Genomic DNA, 16,630 nt, shown 5'->3' with positions numbered 1-16,630 from the left:
TGAAAATGAGGAGACTATATGGATATTATCGGAAAAGGGGTAATTCGAAAAGATGCTTGGGAAAAGGTGACAGGGCAGGCGATTTACACAGGAGACCGAGAAGAAGTGAAAATTCTCCATGTTAAAAAGGTAATTAGTCCTTATGCACATGCCCTTATTAAACATATCAATCTAACCAAAGCTGAAAAAGTTCCAGGTGTTCGTGCAATCATAACAGGTGGGAATTTACCACTAACAGGAGAAGAAATCAGGGATCGGTACCCCATAGCTCAAGATAAGGTCCGCTATCATGGTGAAGTCGTAGCACTTGTTATTGCTGATACAATGAAACAAGCAGAGATTGCAGCTGACAATATTCAAGTTATCTATGAACCTTTAGCCGTTGTCAATTCACCAATGGAAGCTTTAAATTCCAATTCCCCTCTACTCCACCCAGATTTAGATACTTATAAAAAAATATCCGAGGTATTTCCCGAGCCAGGCACAAATATAGCAAATCGTACCAAAATCAGAAAAGGCGACAGAAAAACAGGTTGGCAAGAGAGCGAAATCATTATTGAGGAAAAGTTTTCTTTTTCCCCCTCCGACCATGCAGCCATGGAAACAAGATGTTCTTTAGCGGAAATTCAATCAGATGGCAAGATTATTATCACTTCTTCTTCTCAAGCTCCCTTCATGATCAAGCGTTTGATAAGTGATTACTTTGATGTTGAAATTGGCAACGTCATAGTAAACACTCCACTTGTTGGAGGGGCATTCGGTGGTAAAGCCTCGGTCCAACTTGAACTATTAGCTTATATCGCTTCAAAGGCCGTTAATGGCAGGCTAGTAAAAGTTGAAAATAGTCGTGAAGAGGATATTTTGACATCACCTTGTCATATTGGATTAGATGCTACCATTAAATTAGGTTGTACACAATCTGGTTTGCTAAAGGTCGCAGAGCTGACGTATTTATGGGACGGGGGAGCATATGCCGACAAAGCTACAGATCTAAGCCGTGCTGGAGCAGTGGATTGCACCGGACCTTATAATATAGAAAATATTTGGTGTGACTCTCTCTGCATGTATACAAATCATCCATATGCCTCGCCTTATCGAGGTTTCGCCCATTCAGAAGTTCTGTTTGCTTTTGAGCGGACTATGGATTCTCTTTCAAAAAAGCTTGGAATGGATCCACTTGAACTGCGTGAAATGAATGCGATCCTCCCAGGGCACTCCACCCCAACACAAGTTAAATTGAATTCGAGCACGGTGGGTAATCTTCCTGAATGCATACAGGTGCTTAAGAAAAAAATGAATTGGGAAGAGGGCCAATTAGTTAAAATAAACGACAAGATTATAAGGGCAAAAGGGATCGCTTGTATATGGAAAACTTCAACGATCGATACCAACGCTGGATCTGGTGTGATTTTAACCTTTAATCCTGATGGCAGTGTAAACCTTATGTCAGGAGTAGTAGAAATCGGTACAGGAACGAAAACGATATTAGCACAGATTGTATCAGATAAATTAAAGGTCCCCATTGATCGTGTAAACGTTCAGTTGAAGGTAAATACACAAAATACACCAGAACATTGGAAAACGGTAGCAAGCCGTGGAACATTAATGGCAGGAAGGGCTGCGATTCAAGCCGCGGAAGATGCTCTTTTACAAATAAAGAAACTTGCTTCTTGTGTATTACGAGCTCCAATTGAAGACATCGTCCTTGGACAGGAAAGGGTCTTTATGAAAGGGGAACCGAATATAGAAATTCCTTTCAAACGGCTAGTGTATGGGTATACATATCCTGACGGAAGCACGATTGGAGGACAAATCATCGGTAGAGGGCAATATACCATCCCACATATAACAAATTTAGATCCCGATACAGGTGCAGGCAGACCAGGTCCTGAATGGACTGTTGGCGCACAAGGGGTAGAAGTAGAGTATGACATAAATGAATATACTTACAAGATTGTAAGGGCAATATCTGTCATTGATGCAGGAAAGGTTCTGAATCAAAAAACTGCAGAAGGACAAATAATGGGTGCAATGAGCATGGGCATAGCATTTGGTGGGCGTGAAACATTCTATTTCGATCAGCTTGGCAGAGTATTGAACCCTCAACTCAGAACCTATAGACCGCTAAGATATGGAGAAAACCCTGAATATATCTGTGAATTTGTTGAAACACCACAATTAGATGCCCCATATGGCGCAAGGGGCCTTGGAGAACATGGGCTTCTTGGTATGCCAGCTGCCTTAGGTAACAGTTTATCTTTGGCGGCTGGGATTCCTTTGAACCAGTTGCCATTACTTCCTGAACTCATTTGGAGGGGGAAAAGAGGGAGAAGAGCGTAATGTTACCTTATAATTTTGATTATTATAAACCTCGATCGATAAAAGAGGCGATTGAACTTTATCAATTATTAAAATTACAAGAAAAAAAACCTATGTATTATGGTGGGGGGACTGAAGTTTTAACATTAGGACGTTTAAATTTTATATACCCCGATGCGATTATTGATTTAAAAGGGATTCCCGAATGCAATACATTCGGTTTTCAACACCAAGAACTGATCATTGGCTCAACATTGAGTTTACGCGCAATCGAAGAAAATAGGCTATTTCCGCTATTAGCGGATACTTCAAAAGAAGTTGCTGATTATACATCAAGAAATAAAATCACTATTGGAGGAAACATATGTGGTCAAATTTTTTATAGAGAGGCAGTTCTTCCATTTTTATTATCAAATAGTACTGTCATTATTGCAGGACCAAAAGGAACGAGGAAAGAATTTATTAATGAAATTTTCCATAAGGAGCTACGACTTGACGATGGGGAATTTCTCGTACAAATTGTAACAGAAAAAGAATACCTGAAAGCTAAACACATTAGTGTAAAGAAGAGGCAGCAATGGAAAACGGGCTATCCGCTATTAACAGTTACCTCATTAAAAAAAGAAGGATTTATTCGATTTGCATTCAGCGGGGTATGTCCATTTCCTTTTCGGTCAATTCAAATGGAAAACAAACTAAATGATAAGAGTTTATCTTTTAAAGATCGAATTTTAACCTCTTTTGAGTTTTTACCAGCTCAGGTTTTAAACGATATAGAAGGATCCAATGAATATAGATTATTTGTTTTAGAAAATACCCTTTCATACATTTTGTCATATTTAGGTGGTGAGGAACATGAGTAGCCATTCGGCGGATCGAAAAATTACCATTCAATTAGAAATTAATAAAGAACGGTATGAGAGGGATATATTGGCATCAGATATATTGCTAGATGTTCTCCGAGATAAAATTGGACTTACAGGAGCTAAACCTGGATGTTTAAATGGAGATTGCGGCGCTTGTACGGTTATAATGAATAACCAGCCAATGAAATCCTGTTTAATGTTAGCCATTGAAGCCATTGATTCAGAAATCCTTACAATTGAAGGCCTCAAGAATACCCCGATCCAGAGAGCATTCGTGGAACATTTTGCTTTTCAATGTGGGTATTGTACATCAGGATTTATAATGATTTGCCAGGCTTTACTCCTTAATGACAGGAACCCAAGCCCTGAAAAAATTGAAACATGGCTTTCTTCGAATATTTGTCGATGTACCGGATATAAAGAAATTGAAAAAGCCATATATTCAGTAATAGAACTTTTAAATAAAAATCAATCAAATCAGTGACGTTTGCCCGTTTATATGAATAAAATGCCTACATGGGGAGTGGTGATATTGATTGAATCCTGTGTAGTTAATTCAGAAAAAAAAGTAATTCACTCCTTTCAGCGTAATCTCGAAATTACAACAGCCATCCTATTATTAACTGGACAAATCACAATCATTGGCGTTTTTGTAAGACCAGGAAGATTTAGTATCTCATTAGGCGGGCCTCTTTTTGGGGGCCATCGTTTAGAAGGGACGGACCACTCGCAAGTGGGAAATCTTTTTATCGATATATTGGACATCATCATAGCAATATTATTAATCAATGATGCCATACATGTGACAGGAACATTTATTTCGTCTGGTGATTTCTCAATTAATGTTTCCGGTCCTATATTTGGTTATCCTGAAGTTGTTCCGGCATTGCCAATTGAAGATTATAATTTTTTCAATACGATTGTAAAGAAGCATTATAACGTACCACCAGAATTATTAACTACATTAAAAGGAAATGAGTAAAAATGTCATTAACAGATATTCCTACAATTAAAAGTTCGAGAAACAATGCCTTTCTAATAGCCATTCCCATTATCATCTTCATATTTTTCTTCACTCAGCAAAAGTCCACAGATGTCTAAATTACAATAAACCTAGAAAAGAATGGATTAGAAACATTGAATCATTTACGGATTTAAATACACCCATAAAGATTAGATCATGCATTAAAGAGCGGAACTACAATTTAAGTGGATTGATCAAATGACTTTGATACCTTTAGAGTAATGAAGGTTTTAATCATTTCAGAGGTGAGGCCTTTTTGTAGCTTTACCTTTTTTTGTGTTTGATGTTATATGAGGGATAGGTGGAAGCGAATAAATTTCGGACAAAGAATTGGAGGAGTCCATATTCACATCTTTAATAATTCCATTTATGACTAAACTTTAGATAAAAATCTAAAAACACAAGCATTGAATAACAAACTAACATAGAAATGAGAGAGGGATTTGATAGTAATTCCATTTAAACTGTCTATATCGTTATTTTATCCATAGTCTATTCCGAATAAATCCCTATTCTAGAGAGGAACTATGACCTGTCTTTATGCTAATAAGGTTTTAAAATACTTTATTCAGGAGGTTGATAAAAGTGGAAAAGAAAAAAATGATAATAAATGGAAAGATGATATCCTATATCGAGAAAGGCAATGTTAATGATCCCCCAGTACTTTTATTGCACGGGGTACCTGAGTCCAGTCTTTTGTGGAAAGAAATGATACCATGCATTGTGTCTTGTGGATTTAGAACCATCGCACCGGATCTCCCTGGATTCGGCCAAAGTGAACAGTTTGATGAATCTTCAACGTGGGAAAGATATGAACAGTTTGTATCGGATTTTACAAGGGAACTAAAACTAGATAAATTCCACCTTATTGTTCATGACTGGGGCGGACTTATTGGACTGAAATGGGCATGTGATCATCCAGAGAGAATACTAAGTCTCTTTGTTTCAAATACAACCATATCAGTAGATTATAAGTGGCACTCACTTGCTCAGATTTGGAGAACACCAAATGCTGGAGAGAAAATAATGAAGCGCATGTCAGATGATCCCCAAGCTCAAACCGAAATGAAGAAAACGATTCCGAACATAGGTGACGAAATTATGGAAGACTTCTTTCGTGTCTTTAGAACACCCGAATCTTGTAAAGTCATCTTAGATCTATACCGTTCTGGAAATATAGAAAAGGTAAAATCGTACAATCAAAAACTAAATCAGATCAAAATACCTGTCACAATAATTTGGGGAGAGATGGATCCTTATATACCTTTTGAATTTGCCTACAAGCTCCAGAAAGAAGGTTTCCCACATGCACAGGTTCACATTATTCAAAATGCCGGGCATTTTATCCAAATCGAAGTGCCTGATAAAGTGAATTCTTATATTCAACAGCATTTTAAAAACGTGTAAACCTTTAGATATATAGTAGGGGAGAAGCGGATGAAACGTCAGCACTCCCCCTTTTCGCACATAATGTTAACCATACTTTATGGATAATCTTATTGTATTATTAAAAGGAGTACCTATAAAATAGAGAAATAGAAAGCCCTAAAGCAGTGAGTCTTTGGACAAAACGCTGCAAGTAGTTGAGTATGACCAATGCTAATTTGTTGAGAGATTATAATATAAAAAAGGCTTTGTTCATTATCGGGAGCTGATTTGCAGCTCTTTTTCTTTTGCAACTATGGGGTAAGAATAGTGTAAGAAAAAATCATTATACATAAATTATATAATTTGGGGAGAGCGAAGATGAAGACTGATAATTTTGATTATATTGAACTTTGGAGAGAATCCATGCTAGATCCTTATGGTAAAATGCCGAATCGACTAAAAGATGATGCAGCAGAAGAAGCTTTTTGGTCCTCCAAAGTGGCAGGAAAAAAACAACATAAAGCGGATCCTTATGCAAAACATGTGCAGCGAGAGTTATTGGCATTATTAAAACAGGATGATCATGTATTGGAAATCGGCCCTGGATGGGGCAATTATACATTTGAAATTGCAAAAGAAGTCAGGAAGCTAACTTGTATAGATAGTTCTAAAAGCATTATCAGTTTTTTAAAATCCCAAGCGAATGAAAAAGGTTTCGAAAACATGGAATTGATTCATGATAAGTGGGAAAGTGATACAAAAAGAGACAGTTATGATGTAGTATTTGGTTTTAATTGTTATTACCGTATGACAGAAATCGGTCAAACCTTATTAAAAATGAATGAGACTGCAGGCCGATTAGTGATAGTAGGCATGACAACCGGACCAGAAAAACCTCATTATATGGAATTGAAGCAAAGAGGATATACGATCAATTTAAGAAAGCGGGATTACATACACATCTTGAATGTTTTGTATCAACTTGGAATACTGGCGGATTGTAAGATCGTTAAATTGAAAAGTAAAAAAATCTATTCCACCTATGAAGAAATGATTCGTGATAATACGACTAAAATTCTCGACGAACATTTTTCCTATGATGAAGTAAAATCGATCCTTAATAAATATGTGGTGGAAAAAGAAGGAGTTTTTGAATACGAATATCCGTTTCATGCAGCTTTGATGTATTGGAGTCCGAGGTGAAATTAACTTTCCCATTACCATTTTCCCTGAATTCATTATCTTCTTTTTTAAGGTCGTTCAGGAATAAGGTATTTTTTCTGAAGGATATTCGCAAAATAATAGTAACAAGGCTACAAACCATTGATGGGAAAACGGAGTGTGAATGATACATGAAAGAAATATCCGAAAAGAGATTTTGTGAAACTTGTAAAAAAGAGACCGTACATACAGTAACTGAAGATGCATTGGAAATAGAATATTCCTGTAATGAGTGCGGTCAGCACAAAGACATTTTCAAGACATTTTTTTAGAAAAAATTCTAATGGAATTCGCAACCGGACTTTTGCTGCAACCGAAGAAGCTTGACTAAAGTCATGTTTCTTTGGTATTTCGACATGACCTACCCTAATGGAAAGACTCCCCTCGAATTCTCCGATATTTTTTTGCTTTTTCCCTACTTAGGAACGAAAATCGACCGCCAATTACTTTCTCAATGATGGGATAATCCAAATAAAAAGACAGTACTCTGGTTGTGAGTGTTGTCTTTTTGGTTTGAAAAGCAAGTGTTTGAATTCTTTTATTCTTGGCTTTTACTTTACTCCATTGACGAGACACCATCAAGTAGTCTTACGCCAAGTGGTGGAGCAATTATGAAATCAATTAAATAATACAGCAGCAAAATCTTCTTATTTCTATTTTAACGGCATGCAATATGTGATATATTGCATATTATATATTGGTATTTCAAGGAGGTAAAGCCGTTGGTGCATTCAAATTCATCACAAAAAATCAAACGTACTTCTGTACGTGAAGAAGCATACATGATATTGCGGGATTGGATAGTACAGGGAATCCTAACACCAGGCCAGCAATTACGTGACAAAGAATTAGCTGAACAATTGGGAGTAAGCAGAACCCCCATTAGAGAAGCACTTTTAAGGCTTGAGGATGATGGATTTGTAGAGACCAAGCCTAGCCGTTCAACTATTGTTTCCCCTATTCAATTCGAAGGGGTATTAAACATATATTCCATTGTTTGGACACTGGAAAAGTTGGCTATGGAACAGGCTTTTGATTTCATTGAAGAAAAATACTTAATTGAGATGGAAGCCATTAATCATGAAGTGAAAAAAGCAATCGACGAGGGAAATCAAATAGTGGCCGTTCAGAAAGATGATGACTTTCACTCCATTTACATCAACCTTTCTACAAATGATGAATTAAAGCGGATTCTATCAGGACTTAAACAAAAACTTATACGGATAGAACTGTTTTATTTCAATCAGGTTAGTGATGTTCATCTTTCCGTTAATGAGCATGATAGAATCATACAGGCATTAAGGAATGGAAATCTCACTATGGCGCTTAATATGATAGAAAAGAATTGGAAAGAAAGTTATTATAGAATTCAAGCCCATTCGAAACGTGTAAAAAGCGGGGAAGATAAATATGAGTAATGATACTTTAGTTGCTATGTCAACTTCAAGAAATAAAGGGATTGCACTAGTACTGACTGGCGCTGCGTTATGGGGAGTATCAGGAACGGCAGCTCAATATCTATTTCAGCATCAAGGTTTCAGTCCTGAGTGGCTCACTGTTGTGCGCTTGTTGCTTTCTGGAATCATCTTATTAGGTGTCGCATATAAGATCGAAAGACTGAAAGTTTTTGAGATTTGGAAAACTAAAAAAGATGCGCTTCAAATTATCCTTTTTGCCATTCTGGGTATGCTTGCTGTCCAATACACATATTTTGCAGCAATTGAACATGGCAACGCAGCCACCGCTACAGTCCTTCAATATTTGGCACCGGCCCTGATCACTTGTTATTTAGCCATTCATTCCAGACGTCTTCCAAGCATTACTGTGAGTGTAGCTGTGATCATAGCGATTTTAGGAACTTTTTTGCTTGTGACTGGAGGTAGCATACATACACTTTCCATTTCGGGGTGGGCAGTATTTTGGGGAGTAACATCAGCCTTTGCATTGGCATTTTATACATTGCAGCCGTATGAACTCCTTTCAAGATGGGGATCAATGATTGTTGTAGGATGGGGAATGTTGATTGGAGGCATATGCTTTAGCATGATTCATCCTCCATGGGCATTCGAAGGCAATTGGACGTTACCTTCATTTTCAGCGGTATTATTCATCATCATTTTCGGAACGATCATTGCTTTTTATTTTTATTTGGAAAGTACCAAATTCATCTCGGCTTCAGAGGTAAGTTTATTAGCTTCAGTTGAGCCATTATCCGCAACCTTAATATCCGTTTTCTGGCTGAATGTAACATTCGGTTTTGCCGAGTGGCTCGGCACACTCTGCATTATAAGTACCATCACGATTTTATCAATCGTAAAAAACAAGTAATGTCAGTTGCAAGCCGGGCAAAATAATGGAATCTCTGCTATAGCATATAATGCGATATAAACTTTAACTTTTAAACTACCATGAAGCTTGAACATACATCAAAAAAAGGCAATTACACTGCATGTGAATTGCCTTTTTTGTATTTTCCGAGTTTTACGCATGCATTTAATCATTCAAAAATACATTGATTTTTAGAAAATGCTATTTTATATATTACGGCATTTGTCGAGATGGTCTTACAATAGACTCATTAACAGTAACATATTCAAGTTGATTTAAAGCAAAAAGAATCGTTTCCGTAATACGGTCTCAAAAGCATCCTATAATTTTTCCATGAAATGTAATTGAGATGAGTTTACCTTATATCTATATAATGTTGCAGAACCTTTGACGGGAAAAATTTGAGGGGCAGGGGACGTAAGGAAACAATAATGGAAGAGGGCATTGTTAAATTCCGTTGTGCTTGCTTTAAACAGTTATACATTGCTTTACCGCCAATTGAATTAGCAGAGTGAATAGTGATGCGGTTAGCAAAAAGCTTTTCTTTGACCATCTTTTGAACAAGCATAAAACCATTCCTAGTTTTATTTAATAAATCATGGTCCAAAGAGAGGTGTTCAATATCAAAGTTTTGCAATAGCTCTATACATTCGTCAATAGTCTCGACTAACACATAGCCATCGGGAGCTTTCCGATAGTCATCCAGAAAAACGCTGATTTTCTCCATTTCTTATACTCCTTTCCCTATAAAAGCGTGATTAATAAAAGTCAAAAAACCCTAAGAAAATATGGTTTTATATATTAAGTCTAACATAAAAATGTAGGAAGGGGACATTTTCGACGTTAAAGGCTAATATGCGACAGCCTTTTTTTATAAATATTCTATAGACTTATCGTTGTACTTCTTCAGCCACTCCCTTATGAAACTCAGTTGCATGATTTCGAACAGTTTAGTAACTCCCTCTAAATATTCCTTGTGAAATAAGGTACAAAACTTACTTAAAAGTTAATAATTGTAATAATTAGGGTAAAAGGTAGTATCTTGACTAAAAGGAGTAGTGATATGTTACATCCAGAAGAGATTTTCCTTGTACTAAGGGACAAAACGCTGCTGTTGGAGTTAAAGGAACAAATAAATGACTATCATCATAATTTCTACTTATCAATGATTAATGATCAGCTTTCATTGATTGATAATGCTCTAAAAGAATGTAACGTTGATTCCTGCACTATATCAAAAGGGTAAAACCAATATTTACTATTTCACATATAAAGGGAATCAAATTTTTAACTATAAATAACCAACTTAGCGCCCTCTGAGAAAAGGCGCTTTTTTATGTCAAATTTAATTGGTCCCCGATAAAACATCAGTTAGCAATAATTTAAGAGGTATACCTCCATGTTCCATTAGTTATCGCAAGCGGAACTTATTTTTCACCTTCAGCATTATGATGAAGGTCTTTTTCATTTTGATAAGCAACAATTTTGGCATCATCTCCAATACTTTCAAGTGTAGCTGTGGCCATCTGTTCTCTAATGCGAATGATATGGGCGTCCATCAGTTGTTTGGCTTTATCCGCTTCCTTTAATGCGATAGAATAGTAGATTTCTTTGTGTTCTTGAAGCGTTTCTTGAAAATGACCTGGCTTTGCGAAACGATGCCGTCTAGTGGCACGAATAGTATCTTTCATTTGATCACTAAGGGTATGGACCAATCCAGCAAATATGGAATTGTTTGTGGCTTTCGCGACACTATAGTGAAACATCAAATCTGCTCGCAAGCCTAATTCTTCATCATGTTCCGAACGTGCCATTTCTTCTAAAGCATTAAGAATATTTTGTAAATCTAGGGAGTTTGCTCTTTGTGCAGCAAGAAAAGCACACTCGGTTTCAATTACTCGACGGACTTCAAGCATTTCATAGACCATGTTGTCCTTAGCTTTGATGATTGAGTTGGATAGCAGTTCGATCAGGAACTTAACATCAGATTGTCTGATAAATGTCCCGTCACCTGGTCTGACCTCAATGACTCCGTTAATCTCCAATACTCGAAGGGCTTCCCTGATTGATGTTCGACTCACTTTAAAACGATTGGACAACTCCCGCTCAGGGGGTAATTTATCCCCAGGTTTTAATTCACCGCTAATAAAAGATTCCTTAATTTGATTGAAGATGATTTCGTACACTTTTGGGGATTTAACTGGTATAGAATCCATTACTTCCTTCACATCCTTCAATAACAACAAGTTGGTACGACTAAGTGGAATCATCTTAACAAGCATTCATTAATGAAGCAAGAAGATAATTTCAGACCTTCTATTGGTTAGACCAATTTTGAAAATATATTATTACTTTATTTCAGTCAAAACCGTTCATTTAGGAATTGAAGGCGATTCATCTTTTGTTAGAAGGTAGGAAAACCGCCTATAATACTGTCAAAATAACGATTAATTTATGGAGAAAAGTAATATATATATAATTGTTGAAAAAGTCAAAAAATTTAGTATAATGAAAATTGGTTAGACCAATTATGAAATGACAAAAATGGTCTAGGTCAATCTATTCATTAATGAAAACGATATCATTTTTAAGATTTTTAGGGAGGGGGATTCATTCAATAGTTGAAGCTTTGAAGTAGAAACTTAATCTTGGTATAGGTGCGACAAAAGCTTTTGATATGACAAAAGCGGATGTTATAGCAGAAAGAAGGAGAATTGAATGGAAGCAACTAGTGTAAATTTGATCAACGCTTTAAAGGAAGTTCTTTCGGAAAGTCAAGTAACAGTAAACCAGACAGTGAGAGAATTGCACGGCAGAGATGAATCATATCATGCTGTAAGTCTTCCCGATATTGTTGTATTTCCAGAAACAACACAGCAAGTTAGTGATGTTGTGAAATTGGCCAATATGCACAAAATCCCGATGGTCCCTTTTGGGTTGGGATCAAGCCTCGAGGGCCATGTCATACCGTACAATCATGGCATAACCATTGACTTTTCACTAATGAATAAAATCATTGAAGTGCGTGAAAACGATTTTCTCGTAAAGGTTCAGCCTGGCGTAACGCGTTCGCAACTAAATAAAGAATTGAAAAAATATGGGCTGTTTTTTTCCGTGGATCCTGGAGCTGATGCTACTCTGGGCGGAATGGCGGCAACAAATGCCAGTGGAACGACATCAGTAAAGTATGGTGTGATGCGTGACCAAGTCCGTGACCTTGAAGTGGTTCTTGCAGATGGTTCGATTATACATACTGGCAATTTGGCAGCTAAATCGTCATCAGGTTACCATCTAAACGGTATTTTTGTTGGTTCTGAAGGAACCCTTGGCTGCTTTACGGAATTGACGTTGAGAGTTTACGGAATTCCTGAGCACGTTATGGCGGCAAGAGCATCATTTCCGGCATTGGACCATGCGGTAGAAGCTGTTGTATCCATTTTGCAGTCAGGTGTTCCAATTGCAAGGGTGGAACTTGTCGATGAACCATCACTGAAGCAGGTTAACCATTATAGTGATACAAGCTATAACGAAGCGCCTACACTATTTTTGGAGTTTCATGGTAATGAAGCAGGTTTGAAGCAAGATGTAGAGTTCACTAAAGAAATAGTAGCAGAACATCATTGTCTCGATATTGAATTTGAGGCAGATAATGCTGCCAGGAACCGCCTATGGGAAGCTCGCCATAATCTTGCCTATGCTTATATTCATGGCTATCCTGGAAAAAAACTGATGGTGACTGATGTCTGCCTTCCGATTTCAGAGCTCTCCGGTGCCATTCAACATGCAAGGGAGGCAGTTGATATTCTGGGCCTTACCGGTGGGATTGTCGGCCATGTAGGAGATGGAAACTATCACGTACTCTTAATGATTGATACCAAAAATCTAGAAGAGATTAAAAGAGCAGAACAGCTAAATGAACAAATTGTCCTGTATGCCCTTGAGCGGAACGGAACATGCACTGGGGAGCACGGAGTCGGGGTCGGTAAACAAAAATATCAGAAAAAAGAACATGGGAACTCACTGTTTGTGATGGAAAAAATCAAAGTAGCCCTTGATCCAGATAATTTATTAAATCCAAGTAAAATATTTATGCAAGAAAGAGTGTGATGAAATGAAGGTATTAGAAGCGTTCAGTGCATTAGCCGGAAAATTTTTTGCTGTTTGGGTTATCTTAATTTCCGTCATTGCCTTTATTTTTCCAGAGCCATTTTTGGGATTGGGAGGCTATATTACGATATTGCTAGGGGTTGTCATGTTTGGAATGGGGCTTACTTTGAAGGCAGTTGATTTTAAAATCGTCATCACTAAACCACTGCCCGTAATAATTGGAGTTTGCGCCCAGTTCATCATCATGCCATCTGTGGCATTCCTTATTGCGAAACTTATGAATTTGCCAGCCGAATTAGCTGCAGGTCTGGTTTTGCTCGGCTGTGTACCGGGCGGAACAGCCTCTAATGTTATGGTATATCTTGCAAAAGGTAATGTACCCTTGTCGATAGCTATGACCTCGGTATCAACTTTACTGGCTCCAATCATGACTCCGCTGCTTCTGCTTTTGTTGGCAGGCCAATGGATGCCGGTCGATTTTTTTGATATGTTTAAGTCCATTATACAAGTCATCCTTCTTCCGATTGTTTTAGGTTTGGCCATTAAGCGGCTTTTCCCGGTAATAGTTGAAAAAAGCTTAACCGTTTTACCACTTATTTCGGTAGCGGCCATTATTACGATTGTAAGCGCAGTAGTTTCAGGCAATGCAGCTAGCATCGCTACATCCGGGTTCCTCATTTTTACTGCCGTGATGCTTCACAACGGATTTGGACTGCTGTTTGGTTACATGACAGCAAAAGTGCTTGGACTTGATGAAGTCAATAGAAGAGCGATTTCGATTGAAGTGGGCATGCAGAACTCCGGGTTAGGCGTTGCGCTTGCTACGGCACATTTCGGCCCGCTGGCAGCACTTCCAAGTGTCCTGGCTGCTGCATGGCACAACATATCAGGGCCAATTCTTGCGACTTACTGGTCAAAAAAACATGCCGGCGTCAGTATAGAGGAAGGGACAGTCCAGCCAGTAGAGAACAAGCTTTAATAATATTGAAATGAAAAAGATCCTATGCTCCCAGCAGGGATTTTTTTGCTGTTGCAATATTTTCCGGGCGGGGAAGTGGAGGGGCAAAAACAGGTATTGGCTAGGCTTCTGAAAAATCAGGAGGATATTGGAAATGCTATAAAGCCAGTATACGGAGAGAAAGCGGAAATGAAGTCTTGGTGAAACAGCTAAACAAAGAATGGTATAGAAATGCTGATGAAATAGCAGCTTTCCTTAGCGGTGCCAACCCCTATTTGAAAAATGAAACTCTAAAAAATCTGCTTTATATTCATTTGAAATTAGTGACAAATGATGTAACTTCAAGCATAGCAAAAAATTGGAACGGAAGAATCGTTTCAATTGATGAAGGGGTTACATATATAATCTTAATGGCCGATACTATCTCTGCGGGAGTTGCAAAGCAGTTTCCGGATAAGTTTAAAAAATAACCGAAAGAATCTCCAGCATTCTGTTGGAGATTCTTTCATTCGCTTATCAAATATACAATTCTAGGCCGAAGACAGCAGATTTTTGCCATTAATCTGCTATCTTTATATTTTTTTGACAGAAAACCGTTGTCTTTGTATTTACAAATTTAATGAGTAGAGGATAGGGGAAATTCTGTAACATCAAGAACTATGACTCCACGAGTGTTGCCGGAAAAAACGAGAGACGATATTATTTACTTTCATTGATCGCAGAGATAACAGTTCAAGGCAATATTTATACATAATAAGAAGGAGTTGCTTATTTAACAAATGGGGCATGTTAGTTGAAGAAGGAATGAGGCTTCGCTTAATTTACCTGTTAACCAAAACCACCACCGCCATTAAGTATAATAAAGTTGTAAAACGGAAAAAGCCCACAACATTAGGTTGGGGCTTTTCTTGCTCCTATTTACTTTACTTTGGCAGCTAGTTGGCGATTTTTGTGACTACTAATGAGGGATACCTATATGTTACATTGGCTGAAGCAGTAATAACTCTAATACTTAGCCTATCGTTTGCGGATAATTGAAGTTGGATTGTTCTTCCTATCGTGTTTCTAGTTTCAACTTGCGATGGTTGCCCGCCTGGACCGCCTGTAATTCGATTAAAGGATTCAAAAGTACTTTCAAGAACTGGGGTTGTGTCATTGATGAATAACCTGAACTGCACTTCCGTATTAAACGTTAAGTTAGAAGCATTAATTAGTCTAGCTGTTAAATCCATGCTAATCTCATATAACCCCTCAGTCAGAACCTCAATATCAGTATAAGGTCCAAGACCAGGAGGAAAAGGAGCTGTTTCTAATAACGGACCAGGAGTTGTGAAAACAACCTTCTGCCCCAGAGTAGGGGGATTTACCGTAGACACTGTGACAAAATCTCCAGACGGATCGTACAATGATCCATAAGCCAAAGCACCCCCTGGTCCTGGAGGTCCTTGGGGTCCTGGAAGTCCTTGAAATCCTTGGGGTCCTGAAGGTCCTTGAGGTCCTCGAGGACCTTGTTCACACTCCTTACATTTTTTATGTTCGTTTTTATTAAGGCAATCATCTTTATTACTCTTATTTTTATTATTCTTATAGGTCGTGTCAACAAATCTACGACCTTGAATTGGCTTTTCTATTTTACTCACCCTTTTTCCTCATTGTTCACTTTCCGAAAAGTCGAGCAATGAAGCTTTTTTTTCTGTTTTCTTCGAGGCATTCTTTGCAACAATTGTACTTCTTTTTAAAATATCGATACTTTTCCTGATAATACTTTTAATCGTAATTGGACATGTTAATCACTCCTTTCTACAATATATATGCCGATATAAAAAAAAGGCTTGGATTTTTAAGTTTGATTTTTAAATCAGGCTCTATTTAAAGTTTAAATTGAGTACGTACTATTTATGAAGGATCACTGAATATCGTTTGGGCGCAGGCGTTTTAAAGAAGAAGCTAGGATAGCGATTTACCAACGTTATGTATATACCAAATAGAAAGTGCAACTGAGGAGAATGTGTTTGTTGAACCACCATGAAAATTAACTTCTGAAGTTATGGGCATTACTGAATAAGACGCAGCTCATTTGTAAAAGGGGGGAGCGTCTTATTCGTGGAACCGGATTGGATATAAAACTGAATTAAGAAGCCTCTGGTTCTGTCAATGTATCCGTGTAACCTAAACTTTCAAGTCTTCGAAGTGCATTTCGAACAATGGATTGTCGCCTTTGAGTAATATGATTTTCATAATAAGAGAAGTATTTGTCGAGTCCCATTGCGATTGGAACAATAAGTGGATCTCTGAATTTGAATCACCCTGGAGTTTATTTGAAAAGTTTAGATTCATGAATGGAATATCTTGTAAAGACTTTGTGGATTTATCGAGAATAACGGAATGAAAGGAATATATACTAACAAAGATCTTTATCAATTAGATAAAGATTTTAGA

16 protein-coding genes are annotated in these 16,630 nt (G+C 37.6%); 13 read left to right on the top strand and 3 right to left on the bottom strand.

The genetic code is table 11. From position 1 onward, the window contains the following. The first annotated feature begins 18 nt into the window (after positions 1-18). From JNUCC41_RS21870 to JNUCC41_RS21835, 8 genes are all read left to right on the top strand, one after another. Entirely contained in the window at positions 19-2,340 is a 2,322-nt protein-coding gene (locus tag JNUCC41_RS21870; protein WP_192204824.1) for a xanthine dehydrogenase family protein molybdopterin-binding subunit, read from the top strand. Continuing rightward, on the top strand, positions 2,340-3,182 hold the full coding sequence (locus tag JNUCC41_RS21865; RefSeq protein ID WP_192204823.1) for an FAD binding domain-containing protein: 843 nt from the start codon (positions 2,340-2,342) through the stop codon (positions 3,180-3,182). Before JNUCC41_RS21870 ends, JNUCC41_RS21865 begins: the two co-directional genes overlap by 1 nt. Next, on the top strand, positions 3,175-3,669 hold the full coding sequence (locus tag JNUCC41_RS21860) for a (2Fe-2S)-binding protein (RefSeq protein ID WP_192204822.1): 495 nt from the start codon (positions 3,175-3,177) through the stop codon (positions 3,667-3,669). The genes JNUCC41_RS21865 and JNUCC41_RS21860 overlap by 8 nt, the downstream gene beginning before the upstream one ends. 42 nt (positions 3,670-3,711) lie before the next feature. Next, on the top strand, positions 3,712-4,167 hold the full coding sequence (locus JNUCC41_RS21855) for a hypothetical protein (RefSeq protein ID WP_353618289.1): 456 nt from the start codon (positions 3,712-3,714) through the stop codon (positions 4,165-4,167). A gap of 627 nt (positions 4,168-4,794) precedes the next feature. Then, positions 4,795-5,616 (top strand): alpha/beta fold hydrolase, encoded by an 822-nt coding sequence (locus JNUCC41_RS21850; RefSeq protein ID WP_192204821.1) that lies wholly within the window; start codon positions 4,795-4,797, stop codon positions 5,614-5,616. 339 nt (positions 5,617-5,955) lie between these two features. Continuing rightward, positions 5,956-6,780: a class I SAM-dependent methyltransferase gene (locus tag JNUCC41_RS21845; RefSeq protein ID WP_192204820.1), complete on the top strand. Its 825-nt coding sequence runs from the start codon at positions 5,956-5,958 to the stop codon at positions 6,778-6,780. Positions 6,781-7,523: 743 nt separating this feature from the next. Beyond that, the gene (locus tag JNUCC41_RS21840) at positions 7,524-8,216 is read left to right on the top strand and encodes a GntR family transcriptional regulator (protein ID WP_228467689.1); all 693 of its coding nucleotides are present in this window, start codon (positions 7,524-7,526) and stop codon (positions 8,214-8,216) included. Beyond that, positions 8,209-9,126: a DMT family transporter gene (locus tag JNUCC41_RS21835; protein WP_192204818.1), complete on the top strand. Its 918-nt coding sequence runs from the start codon at positions 8,209-8,211 to the stop codon at positions 9,124-9,126. Before JNUCC41_RS21840 ends, JNUCC41_RS21835 begins: the two co-directional genes overlap by 8 nt. 355 nt (positions 9,127-9,481) lie before the next feature. On the opposite strand, the gene JNUCC41_RS21830 is transcribed toward JNUCC41_RS21835, so the two are convergent. Then, entirely contained in the window at positions 9,482-9,853 is a 372-nt protein-coding gene (locus JNUCC41_RS21830) for a cyclic-phosphate processing receiver domain-containing protein (RefSeq protein ID WP_192204817.1), read from the bottom strand. A 336-nt stretch (positions 9,854-10,189) separates the two neighbouring features. Between JNUCC41_RS21830 and JNUCC41_RS21825 the strand changes: the two genes are divergently transcribed. Next, entirely contained in the window at positions 10,190-10,372 is a 183-nt protein-coding gene (locus tag JNUCC41_RS21825) for a hypothetical protein (protein WP_192204816.1), read from the top strand. Positions 10,373-10,553: 181 nt separating this feature from the next. Here JNUCC41_RS21825 and JNUCC41_RS21820 read toward each other — a convergent pair whose 3' ends face one another. Further along, positions 10,554-11,342, bottom strand: coding sequence for a FadR/GntR family transcriptional regulator (locus tag JNUCC41_RS21820; protein ID WP_192204815.1), 789 nt, complete (start codon positions 11,340-11,342; stop codon positions 10,554-10,556). A gap of 502 nt (positions 11,343-11,844) precedes the next feature. On the opposite strand from JNUCC41_RS21820, the gene JNUCC41_RS21815 reads away from it, so the two are divergent. The 4 genes from JNUCC41_RS21815 to JNUCC41_RS21805 are packed head-to-tail and all read left to right on the top strand — an operon-like array spanning position 11,845 to position 14,661. After that, complete coding sequence (locus JNUCC41_RS21815) at positions 11,845-13,233, top strand: FAD-binding oxidoreductase (RefSeq protein WP_192204814.1); 1,389 nt, start codon at positions 11,845-11,847, stop codon at positions 13,231-13,233. Positions 13,234-13,237: 4 nt separating this feature from the next. After that, on the top strand, positions 13,238-14,212 hold the full coding sequence (locus JNUCC41_RS21810) for a bile acid:sodium symporter family protein (RefSeq protein ID WP_192204813.1): 975 nt from the start codon (positions 13,238-13,240) through the stop codon (positions 14,210-14,212). Between the two features lie 45 nt (positions 14,213-14,257). Then, complete coding sequence (locus JNUCC41_RS26890) at positions 14,258-14,395, top strand: hypothetical protein (RefSeq protein ID WP_228467408.1); 138 nt, start codon at positions 14,258-14,260, stop codon at positions 14,393-14,395. After that, positions 14,389-14,661 carry a hypothetical protein gene (locus JNUCC41_RS21805; RefSeq protein WP_228467407.1) on the top strand — a complete coding sequence of 91 codons (273 nt, stop codon included), beginning with the start codon at positions 14,389-14,391 and terminating at the stop codon, positions 14,659-14,661. The genes JNUCC41_RS26890 and JNUCC41_RS21805 overlap by 7 nt, the downstream gene beginning before the upstream one ends. Before the next feature lie 465 nt (positions 14,662-15,126). On the opposite strand, the gene JNUCC41_RS26885 is transcribed toward JNUCC41_RS21805, so the two are convergent. Next, positions 15,127-15,831 (bottom strand): exosporium leader peptide, encoded by a 705-nt coding sequence (locus tag JNUCC41_RS26885; protein ID WP_228467406.1) that lies wholly within the window; start codon positions 15,829-15,831, stop codon positions 15,127-15,129. Positions 15,832-16,630: the final 799 nt, after the last annotated feature.

It is taken from the genome of Brevibacillus sp. JNUCC-41 (assembly GCF_014844095.1).
In the GTDB taxonomy this organism is placed as follows: Bacteria; Bacillota; Bacilli; order Bacillales; family DSM-1321; genus Peribacillus; species Peribacillus aracenensis.
This window is presented reverse-complemented; position numbering and strand designations above follow the sequence as displayed.

Coding starts and splice junctions, on each gene's coding strand:
- JNUCC41_RS21845 (WP_192204820.1), top strand. CDS start 5,956: ATGAAGACTGATAATTTTGATTATATTGAACTTTGGAGAGAATCCATG.
- JNUCC41_RS21870 (WP_192204824.1), top strand. CDS start 19: ATGGATATTATCGGAAAAGGGGTAATTCGAAAAGATGCTTGGGAAAAG.
- JNUCC41_RS21830 (WP_192204817.1), bottom strand. CDS start 9,853: ATGGAGAAAATCAGCGTTTTTCTGGATGACTATCGGAAAGCTCCCGAT.
- JNUCC41_RS21825 (WP_192204816.1), top strand. CDS start 10,190: ATGTTACATCCAGAAGAGATTTTCCTTGTACTAAGGGACAAAACGCTG.
- JNUCC41_RS21865 (WP_192204823.1), top strand. CDS start 2,340: ATGTTACCTTATAATTTTGATTATTATAAACCTCGATCGATAAAAGAG.
- JNUCC41_RS21815 (WP_192204814.1), top strand. CDS start 11,845: ATGGAAGCAACTAGTGTAAATTTGATCAACGCTTTAAAGGAAGTTCTT.
- JNUCC41_RS21820 (WP_192204815.1), bottom strand. CDS start 11,342: ATGGATTCTATACCAGTTAAATCCCCAAAAGTGTACGAAATCATCTTC.
- JNUCC41_RS21860 (WP_192204822.1), top strand. CDS start 3,175: ATGAGTAGCCATTCGGCGGATCGAAAAATTACCATTCAATTAGAAATT.
- JNUCC41_RS21810 (WP_192204813.1), top strand. CDS start 13,238: ATGAAGGTATTAGAAGCGTTCAGTGCATTAGCCGGAAAATTTTTTGCT.
- JNUCC41_RS21835 (WP_192204818.1), top strand. CDS start 8,209: ATGAGTAATGATACTTTAGTTGCTATGTCAACTTCAAGAAATAAAGGG.